This is a genomic window from Streptomyces sp. NPDC056948 (assembly GCF_042674225.1).
Lineage (GTDB): Bacteria > Actinomycetota > Actinomycetes > Streptomycetales > Streptomycetaceae > Streptomyces > Streptomyces purpurascens.
The window spans coordinates 1-8,958 of the sequence record NZ_JBHUQX010000390.1; the positions used below are offsets into that span (position 1 = coordinate 1).

9 protein-coding genes are annotated in these 8,958 nt (G+C 72.1%); 4 read left to right on the top strand and 5 right to left on the bottom strand.

The window, feature by feature from the left end; genetic code table 11:
* Positions 1–131 precede the first annotated feature (131 nt).
* Together ACFTZL_RS35475 and ACFTZL_RS35480 are read left to right on the top strand one after the other, a co-directional pair.
* On the top strand, positions 132–602 hold the full coding sequence (locus tag ACFTZL_RS35475; RefSeq protein WP_382591632.1) for a hypothetical protein: 471 nt from the start codon (positions 132–134) through the stop codon (positions 600–602).
* The gene (locus ACFTZL_RS35480; RefSeq protein WP_382591634.1) at positions 599–1,006 is read left to right on the top strand and encodes a hypothetical protein; all 408 of its coding nucleotides are present in this window, start codon (positions 599–601) and stop codon (positions 1,004–1,006) included. Before ACFTZL_RS35475 ends, ACFTZL_RS35480 begins: the two co-directional genes overlap by 4 nt.
* A 49-nt stretch (positions 1,007–1,055) precedes the next feature.
* On the opposite strand, the gene ACFTZL_RS35485 is transcribed toward ACFTZL_RS35480, so the two are convergent.
* The 4 genes from ACFTZL_RS35485 to ACFTZL_RS35500 form a co-directional block, all read right to left on the bottom strand.
* A complete protein-coding gene (locus ACFTZL_RS35485; RefSeq protein ID WP_382591637.1) occupies positions 1,056–3,317 on the bottom strand; it encodes a HelD family protein in 2,262 nt (753 codons plus the stop codon).
* 142 nt (positions 3,318–3,459) lie between these two features.
* Positions 3,460–3,792, bottom strand: coding sequence for a thioredoxin family protein (locus ACFTZL_RS35490; protein WP_382591640.1), 333 nt, complete (start codon positions 3,790–3,792; stop codon positions 3,460–3,462).
* 5 nt (positions 3,793–3,797) lie between these two features.
* On the bottom strand, positions 3,798–4,211 hold the full coding sequence (locus ACFTZL_RS35495) for a MerR family transcriptional regulator (RefSeq protein ID WP_184590317.1): 414 nt from the start codon (positions 4,209–4,211) through the stop codon (positions 3,798–3,800).
* 29 nt (positions 4,212–4,240) lie between these two features.
* Positions 4,241–4,750, bottom strand: a complete 510-nt coding sequence (locus ACFTZL_RS35500) for an Lrp/AsnC family transcriptional regulator (protein WP_382591644.1) — start codon at positions 4,748–4,750, stop codon at positions 4,241–4,243.
* A 45-nt stretch (positions 4,751–4,795) separates the two neighbouring features.
* Here ACFTZL_RS35500 and ACFTZL_RS35505 point away from each other — a divergent pair, with 45 nt between their 5' ends.
* Positions 4,796–5,710 carry an NAD-dependent epimerase/dehydratase family protein gene (locus ACFTZL_RS35505; protein ID WP_382591647.1) on the top strand — a complete coding sequence of 305 codons (915 nt, stop codon included), beginning with the start codon at positions 4,796–4,798 and terminating at the stop codon, positions 5,708–5,710.
* Between the two features lies 1 nt (position 5,711).
* The gene (locus tag ACFTZL_RS35510; RefSeq protein WP_382591650.1) at positions 5,712–6,623 is read left to right on the top strand and encodes an aldo/keto reductase; all 912 of its coding nucleotides are present in this window, start codon (positions 5,712–5,714) and stop codon (positions 6,621–6,623) included.
* Here the strand turns inward: ACFTZL_RS35510 and ACFTZL_RS35515 are convergent.
* On the bottom strand, positions 6,620–8,869 hold the full coding sequence (locus ACFTZL_RS35515; RefSeq protein ID WP_382591653.1) for an MMPL family transporter: 2,250 nt from the start codon (positions 8,867–8,869) through the stop codon (positions 6,620–6,622). The two genes, ACFTZL_RS35510 and ACFTZL_RS35515, sit on opposite strands and share 4 nt — an antisense overlap.
* Between the last annotated feature and the right edge of the window lie 89 nt (positions 8,870–8,958).

Consider the following 8,958-nt stretch of genomic DNA (forward strand, 5'->3'; position numbering starts at 1 on the left):
TGTGACACCTCTGTGACGGGAGGTGTGGCTTCCGCCACAGCCCGTCCCGTCGGGCCCTGGTGGGGTGGCGGCATGCGCCGTGCCACCCCACCGGGCCGTGGGGGTCCGCCCGCGCGGGATGGGGTCACGGCGTGCTGATCGGACTGGGCATCTCCGTCATCTGTGCCCTCGGCGCGCTGGTCGCGGCCGCGGGAGTCGTCGCCATGGCGTTTCCCGGCCGCCCCGAACCCTGGCTGCCACTGCTGCTGCGCCGCGCGGCGACGATGTTCGCCTGGGCGGCCGTGTCCGTCTACTCCCTGGGGTTCTTCGCCGTGCTGGAATCGGAGTGGGAGTTCGGCGAAGGCGCGTCCTCGGTCCCGGCCCGGGCCTGCCTCGACGGCTTCGACCGGGAGACGACCGTGGGCCTGTCCCACCACCGGGCGTCGTACCTGCCGTTGCGCTTCGACTGCGTACGCCAGGACGGCAGCCTCTACACCGCCGATCCCTCCTACCTGTGGATGAACTGGGCGAGCATGTCCTGCGCCCTGTCCGCCGCCGGGCTCGCCATCAGCGCGGGCTACGCGACCGAGTTCCGCGCGCGGAGGAACGCGGCGGCCTCATGACGCTGCTTCCCGTCTTCGTCGGGCTCGTGGTGATCCTGGTCGCGCTGCGCGGGCTGCTGGCGCATCCGCTGCTGCCGCTGTGGGTGCGGACCGCGGTGTTCTGGGCGGTGCCGTGCGGTGCCGTCACCTGGGTCGTGATCATGACGGCGGACGATCCCGTGCTGTTCCCGGAGACCGCGCCCTGTCCCGCCGAGCCGATGCGGGAGGGCTTCCTCGGGGGCGGAAGGGCCTGGGGGGTCTCCACGCCGTTTCCGCCGCGGGCCTACTGCGAATGGGAGGACGGCACCACCTACGGCCTGACGCCCGGCGCCGAGTTCGTGTTCTGGATCTTCTTCGCCCTGACGGTCGTACCGCTCGCGGCCGGGCTGTGGCACGCCCTGCGGGATCCGAGGTCGCTGCTGTGACAGGCGGCCTCAGGTCCCGCAGGGCGTCGGAGAGCCCGTGCCTGCCGGGCTACCCGAAGTGTTCGGCCAGGGCCTTCGGCAGCTCCCCGGTGTGCAGCACGCCGAGCCGCTGGGTGGCCCGGGTCAGGGCCACGTACAGGTCGCTGGTGCCGTACCGGCCGGGCTCGACCACCAGGACGGAGTCGAACTCCAGCCCCTTGGCCTGGCGCGGGTCGAGGAGGACGACCGTCCGGGTGAGGTCGGGTTCGGCGCCCGCCGTCACCCCGTCCAGCCGGGCCGCGAGGCCGCGGTGAAGGTCGCGCGGCGCGATCACCGCGAGCCGCCCCTCGGCCGGCGTGAGCTCCTCGACCGCCTTGGCGACCGCGCCCGGGAGGTCGTCGGCGGCCCGCGCCCACGGCCGTACACCCGTGGAGCGGACCGAGCTCGGGGGCTCGAACTCCGGGTGCTCGGCGCGGACCACGGCCGCCGCCGCGTCCATGATCTCGGCCGGGGTGCGGTAGTTGACGCCCAGCCGGGTGTGCACCCAGCGGTCCTCGATGTACGGGTCGAGGATGCCCGCCCAGGAGCCGACACCGGCCGCCTCCGCCGTCTGTGCGGGGTCGCCCACCAGGGTCATCGAGCGGGTCGGGCTGCGCCGCATCAGCAGCCGCCACGCCATCGGCGAAAGCTCCTGCGCCTCGTCGACGATGATGTGCCCGAACGCCCAGGTGCGGTCGGCCGCCGCGCGCTCGGCGGCGCTGCGGTGGTCGTCCTCCTCGTGCCGCTCGGCGAACCGCTCGGCGTCGATGACGTCGTGTGCGGACAGCACCTCGCTGCCGTCGGGGTCGCTGTCCTCCTTGTCCTCGAACTCGTAGGTCCGGGAGGCGTACGACACCTCCAGCACGCCCCGCGCGTAGGCGATCTGCTCCTCCCGCTCACGCGCGGCGCGCTCCCGGGCCAGCCGGTCGTCGTCGCCCAGGAGTTCGGCGGCCTCGTCGAGCAGCGGCACGTCCGCGACCGTCCAGCGCCGGGTCACCGGGCGGCGTACGGCCTCGGCGTCCTCGGCGGGCAGGAACTCCTCGGGCGCGGCGAGGAAGTCGGCGACGAGCCGCTGCGGGGTGAGCACCGGCCAGAGCTGGTCGATGGCGGACCAGACGTCGGGGTTCTCGGCGATGTCGTCGCGGATCTGGGTGATGTCGCTGGGGTCGAGCAGGCTGGAGCCGTCGAAGGGGTCGGTGCCGATCCGCTCGGCGTACAGGTCCGTGAGCGCGTTGAGGACATGGCCCTCGAAGTGCTCACGGGCCGCGTTGTGCGGCAGTTTGGCGGCGCGGGTGCGTTCGCGGGCGACGTTCACCAGACCGTCGTCGAGCATGAGGATCTCGCGGTCGTGCTCGATGGCGATGACGGGGTCGGGCAGCGCCTGCCGGCCGAGCACCACCTCGGCGAGGACGTCGGCCATGCCGGCCCGGCCCTTCACGGCGGCGGCCTCGGGCGTGTCGGTCGCGGTCGCCTTCACGCCGGGGAACAGCTCGCCGACGGTCGCGAGGAGCACGCCCGTCTCGCCGAGGGAGGGCAGCACCTCGCCGATGTAGCCGAGGAACGCCGGGTTGGGCCCGACGATCAGTACCGCCCGCTTGGCGAGCAGCTCGCGGTGCTCGTACAGCAGATAGGCGGCGCGGTGCAGGGCGACGGCCGTCTTGCCGGTGCCCGGACCGCCCTCCACCACCATGACGCCGCGGTGCGGGGCGCGGATGATGCGGTCCTGGTCGGCCTGGATGGTCTGCACGATGTCGCTCATCCGGCCGGTGCGGGCCGAGTCGAGCGCGGCGAGCAGCACGGCGTCGCCCGTCGGGTCCTCGTGGCCGGTGCGGGTCTCGTCGCCGAGGTCGAGGATCTCGTCGTGCAGCTGGGAGACCCGCCGGCCGTCGGTGGCGATGTGCCGCCGGCGCCTCAGGCCCATCGGGGTGTGGCCGGTGGCCAGGTAGAAGGGGCGGGCGACATCGGCGCGCCAGTCGATCAGGACGGGGGTGCGCTCGGCGTCGTCGGTGCGCAGCCCGATCCGGCCGATGTGGTGGGTGACGCCCGAGGTGAGGTCGATCCGGCCGAAGCACAGGGAGCCGTCCACCGCGTTCAGCGCGGCGAGCAGCCCGGAGCGCTCGGCGACGAGGATGTCCCGCTCGAGTCTGGCCTGCTGGGGCGTGTTGCCCTGCGCGAGCGCGTCCGCGACGGAGGTCTCGGCGTCGCCGCGCAGCGCGTCCACGCGCGCGTACAACCCGTCGATGAATTCCTGCTCATGCCGCAATTCATCGTCCGGAAATTCGGTGTTTGACAATTCCACTCCCGCCCGGATATACTGTGCTCACTGAACTTCGCGTGACTTCTTTTTGAGTTGAAGTCGCGAACAAACAAATATACGCAAGGAAATCCCCCGAGCGCAATTGCTCGGGGGATTTCCTGTTGTCCGGGCGGGTCGCCTAGAGCACGTCGGCCAGCTCCTCCAGCAGCCGCCGCTTGGCCCGCGCGCCCACCATCGACTTCACGGGCTCACCGTCGCGGAAGACCATGAAGGTCGGCATGGAGAGCACCTTGTAGGCGTTGGTCGTCTCCGGGTTGGTGTCCACGTCCAGCTGCACCACTTTCAGCCGGTCGCCCTCCTCGGAAGCGAGGGCCTTCAGCACCGGCCCCATCTGCCGGCACGGCGGGCACCAGTCGGCGGTGAACTCCACCAGCACAGGCAGATCCGCGCCGATCACCTTCGCCTCGAAATCCGCGTCCGTCACGTCAACCACGTCGGTCACATCGGTCATGTCGGTCACCAGGTGTCCCCTCCCAGCTCGCACTGCGGCTCCGGACCGCCCGGAGCCTCCGCCTCGGCGGCCAGCTCGGCCCGCGCGAGCTGTCGCGCGACCGTGTCCCGGACGGTGGTCAGCTCACCGATCAGGGAGTCCAGTTCGCCCAGCTTGCGCCGGTAGACCGCGAGCGACGCCGGGCACGAGTCGCCCTCGGGGTGCCCGGCCCGCAGACACTCCACGAAGGGCCGCGTCTCCTCCAGGTCGAACCCGAAGTCCTGCAGCGTCCGGATCTGCCGGAGCAGCCGCAGATCGCTCTCGTCGTAGCTCCGGTATCCGTTGCCCGTGCGCCGCGCGGGCAACAGCCCCCGCGATTCGTAGTACCGCAGCGTCCGCGTCGTGGTCCCGGCCCGTGCGGCCAGCTCGCCGATTCGCATGCGTACGAACGTATTCCTTGACCCCCGCGTCAAGGCAACAGCGGTTTCCGCTCCACCGGGGAGGTCAGCACGATCGACGTCGTCGTGCGCCCCAGCGCGGAGACGCCCTCCAGGACGTCCTCCAGGTGGACGGTGTCCCGGACGGCGACCTTGAGGATCCAGCAGTCCTCGCCGACCACGTGGTGCACCTCGGTGATCTCGGGCCGCTCGATCAGCTCCAGGGTCCTCGGGTGCTTCAGGTTGTAGCCGCCGTGCGGGTTGACGCGGATGAACGCCTGGATGCCGTAGCCGAGTCGGGCCGGGACGACCTGGGCGCCGTAGCCGCTGATCACGCCCGCGGCCTCCAGTCGCCGCACCCGCTCGGTGACCGCCGCCGGGCTGAGCCGGACCCGGCGGCCCAGCTCGCTGAGCTTGATCCTGCCGTCGGTCTGGAGCAGGTGGAGGATCTGCCGGTCCAGCGCGTCGAAGGCCACCGAGGTTTCGTCGGTGGCGGGGCGCAGATGCCGTGGTTCTTTCGGCGCGGCGGCCTGAACTCCCATGGTTCCCCCTTCATTACATGGATGTACGCCAGGAGAATTATGGCCATGGAAAAGGTCCGGAACGTACTGGTCATCGGTGGAAACCGCTACATCGGAAAGCGCCTGATCGCACGGTTGCAGGCCGAAGGGCACCGGGTCAGCGTGCTGAACCGGGGATCCTCCCCGCCGCCGGCCGGGGTGGAGCACCTGGTCGCCGACCGGGACGACGAGCGGTCGCTGACCGAGGCGCTCGGCTCGCGCGTCTTCGATACCGTCGTCGACCAGTTCTGTTACACCCCTCGCCAGGCGGCGCTCGCCCGCCGCGTCTTCTCCGGCCGTACCGGCCGCTATGTGATGACCTCGACGGTCGAGGTGTACGAGTACGAGGACTCCCCCGCCCTCGTGCGCGAGGAGGCCGTCGTCCCGTCCACGGTGCCCGTGGACCTCGAACTGCCCTGGGACGACCCGGTGTTCCGGGAGGCGCACTACGGGGAGGGCAAGCGGCAGGCCGAGGCGGTCCTCGCGGCCGACGGCCCGGCGTTCCCGTACACGGCGGTGCGGGTGGCCCATGTGCTGGGCGGGAACGACGACTTCACCGGCCGGCTGGCCCACTACGCCGAGCGGATACGCACCGGTGAGCCCATCACCGTGCCCGCCGTGAACCGGCCCGCCACGTACATCCATGTCGAGGAGATCGCCCGCTTCCTGGCGTGGGCGGCGGGCGAGGAGTTCACCGGGCCGGTGAACGCCGCCTCGCACGGGACGCTGAGCACCGAGGAGTTGTGCGAGGCGGTCGCCGCGCACGTCCCGGGCGGCCGGACCGTGTTCCGGCCCGTGGAGGTCGGCGAGGTCTCCCCGTTCTCCTTCCGCCGCTCCTACGGCATGGACAACACCCGTGCCACCCGGCTCGGCCACACCTTCGCCGACGCCCGGCAGTGGTTGCCGCGTGCCGTCGCCGAGACGCTCGGAAAGGGCGACTGACATGCGGTACAGGACACTGGGCGGGCTGCCGGTGAGCGCGATCGGGCTCGGCGCGATGCCGCTGTCCCTCGAGGGCCGGCCGGACGAGAAGCGCGCCCTGGCCACCGTGCACGCCGCGCTCGACGCGGGCGTGACCCTCCTGGACACGGCCGACTCCTACCATCTGCCGGGCGCGGAGCCCGGCCACAACGAACGTCTGCTGGCCCGGGCACTCGCCACGTACGGCGGTGACACCTCCGACGTGCTGGTGGCGACGAAGGGCGGCCGCGGCCGCCCGGGCGGCGGCGACTGGACGGTGAACGGCCGGCCGCGCCACCTCAGGGCCGCCGCCGAGGCCTCCCGCAAGCGCCTCGGTGTGGAGGCGATCGGCCTCTACCAGCTCCACAAGCCGGACCCCGCGGTGCCGTTCGAGGAGTCGGTCGGTGCCCTGCGGGAGCTGCTCGACGCGGGCACGATCCGGCTGGCCGGGGTGTCCAACGCGGACGCGGACCTGATCCGCCGGGCGCGCGAGATCCTCGGCGACCGGCTGGTGTCGGTGCAGAACCGGTACTCCCCCGCCGTCCGGAGCAGCGAGCCGGAGCTGCGGCTGTGCGCGGAACTGGGGCTGGCGTTCCTGCCGTGGAGTCCGCTGGGCGGGCTGGCCCGCAGCTCCCTGGACGGGCCGTCGCGGACGGAGGGAGCGGACCGCTTCGCCGCCTTCCACGCCGTCGCGGCGGAGCGCGGTGTCAGTCCCCAGCGGGTCGGCCTGGCCTGGCTGCTGGCGCGCTCCCCGGCCGTCATCCCGATTCCGGGGTCGAGCCGGCCGGAGACGGCCAGGGACTCGGCGGCCGCGGCGGACCTGCTCCTCGGCGAAGAGGAGCAGGCCCGCCTGGACGAGGCCGCCGAGCCGGACCCGGCCGACCAGGCTCGCTAGTCGACCAGTTCGGGTGCGCGGCGCGGCGGCGCCACCTGCCCGGGCGGGGCCGTGCCGGAGAGCTTCGCGCCTTCGACGTCGAGGTTCGGGAGCAGTCGGTCGAGCCACCGCGGCAGCCACCAGGCCGACTTGCCGAGCAGGGCGAACAGGGCGGGGACGATCGTCATGCGGACGAGGAAGGCGTCGAAGAGCACCGCGGCCGCGAGGCCGAAGCCGATCATCTTGACGAAGTCGTTGTCCTCCACGATGAAGCCGGAGAACACGCTGATCATGATGGCGGCGGCCGCGGCGACCACCCGGCCGCCGTAGCGGAAGCCGGTGACGACGGCCTCGGCGGGCCGTGCCCCGTGGACGTACGCCTCCCGCATACGGGTCACCAGGAACACCTCGTAGTCCATGGCGAGTCCGAAGACCACGCCGATCATGAAGATCGGCATCGTGCTCATGATCGGGCTGGGCTGGTCGACGCCGAAGACATCGGCGAGCCAGCCCCACTGGAAGACCGCGACGACGGCGCCGAGCGCGGCGGTCACCGAGAGCAGGAAGCCGAGCGCGGCCTTGAGCGGCACGAGGACCGAGCGGAAGACCACCATCAGGAGCAGGAACGCCAGGCCCACGACCAGGGCGAGATAGGGAAGCAGCGCGTCGTCGAGGGTCTCGGAGAAGTCGATGAACATCGCGGTCTGGCCGGTGACCAGGACCTCGGCGCCGGTGTCGGCCCGGAAGCCATCGGCGAGGGAGCGCAGTTGGCGCACCAGGTCCTCGGTCGCGGCGTCGGTGGGTCCGGTGGTCGGGACGACGTTCAGGATCGCGGTGTCGCCGGCCTCGTTGGGCGTGGCCGGGGTGACCGTGGCGACGCCGTCCTGCCCGGCGAGACGCTTGCCGACGGTGTCGGCCGCGGCCTTGGCGTCCGGGCCCTCCACGGTGATCGTCAGCGGCCCGTTGAACCCGGCGCCGAAGGACTCCGAGAGCAGGTCGTAGGCCTTGCGCTGGGTGGTGTCGGGGGCCATGGTGCCCTCGCCGGGCAGACCGAGCTCCAGGCTGGCGGCGGGCACGGCGACCGCGCCGAGGCCGAGGACGGCCAGGAGCAGGACGGCGACGGGGTGGCGCAGGACGTAACCGGCCCAGCGGGAGCCGAGATTGGGCTTGCGCCTGGCGTCCTTCACGGCGTGCTTGTCGGCCTTGCGCTGCCGGCGGGCGCTGAGCGGCCTGCCGGAGTACCGGTGGCGGTCCCGGCGGCGCAGCACCTTGACCGGCGCGAAGCCGAGCAGCGCCGGCACGAAGGTGAGGGCGACCAGGACGGCGATGGCGACGGTGCCGGCGGCGGCCAGGCCCATCTTGGTGAGCATGGGGATGTTCACCACGGCCAGGCCCGCGAGGGCCACGATGACGGTGAGCCCGGCGAAGACGACCGCGGAGCCCGCGGTGCCGACCGCCCGCCCCGCGGCGTCGGCGCGCTCGCGGCCCTCGGTGAGCTCGGCGCGATAGCGGGAGACGATGAACAGGGCATAGTCGATGCCGACGGCGAGGCCGAGCATCATCGCCAGGGTCGATGTGGTGCCGGACAGGCCGAGGGTGGCGCCGAGCGCCGAGATCGCGGATATGCCGATGCCGACGCCGATCAGGGCCGTGAGCAGGGGCATTCCGGCGGCGATCACCGAGCCGAAGGTGAGGAGCAGCACCAAGGCGGAGACCAGGATGCCGATCTTCTCGCCGGTGCCGCTCATGGCGGCGTCGATCTTCACGGCGTCGCCGCCGGCCTCCGCGGTCAGGCCGGCGTCACGGGCCTGGGCCAGTGCGTCGTCGAGGGCGTCGTGCGCCTTGTCGCCGACCTCGGTGGCGGGGACCTTGTAGGTGGCAATGGCGTAGGCGGTGGAGCCGTCCTCGCTGACCGCCTTCGTCGTGAACGGGTCGCTCACCGAGGCGACCTGCGGGGACTTCCGCAACTCCGCGACGAGCGCGGCGACGTGGGCCTTCTGCGCGGGGTCGGAGATCTTCGTGCCCTCGGACGCACGGACCACGACCCGGGCGCTCGCGCCGTCGGCTCTCGCGTCCGGGAACTTCCTCTCCAGCAGGTCGAAGGCCTTCTGCGACTCCGTGCCGGGCATCGAGAAGGTGTCCGCGGGCGGCGCCGGGGCGGCGGAGGCGGCGAAGCCCGCACCGCAGAGGACCCCCACCCACAGCAACACCATCAGCCATCGGCGCCGGAAGGCGAGACGGCCCAGTTTGTAAAGGAAGGTAGCCACGGCTGGGAACTCCTGTCGGTGGGCGAGGGATGGCGCCAGACCCTGGCGCTGAAGTGACGCCACCATGGCATCACTCCGGCTCCATCGCA

Bases quoted from the DNA above. Each gene is read 5' to 3' on its own strand.
- ACFTZL_RS35490 (WP_382591640.1), bottom strand. From the start codon at position 3,792: ATGACCGATGTGACCGACGTGGTTGACGTGACGGACGCGGATTTCGAG.
- ACFTZL_RS35505 (WP_382591647.1), top strand. From the start codon at position 4,796: ATGGAAAAGGTCCGGAACGTACTGGTCATCGGTGGAAACCGCTACATC.
- ACFTZL_RS35480 (WP_382591634.1), top strand. From the start codon at position 599: ATGACGCTGCTTCCCGTCTTCGTCGGGCTCGTGGTGATCCTGGTCGCG.
- ACFTZL_RS35500 (WP_382591644.1), bottom strand. From the start codon at position 4,750: ATGGGAGTTCAGGCCGCCGCGCCGAAAGAACCACGGCATCTGCGCCCC.
- ACFTZL_RS35510 (WP_382591650.1), top strand. From the start codon at position 5,712: ATGCGGTACAGGACACTGGGCGGGCTGCCGGTGAGCGCGATCGGGCTC.
- ACFTZL_RS35495 (WP_184590317.1), bottom strand. From the start codon at position 4,211: ATGCGAATCGGCGAGCTGGCCGCACGGGCCGGGACCACGACGCGGACG.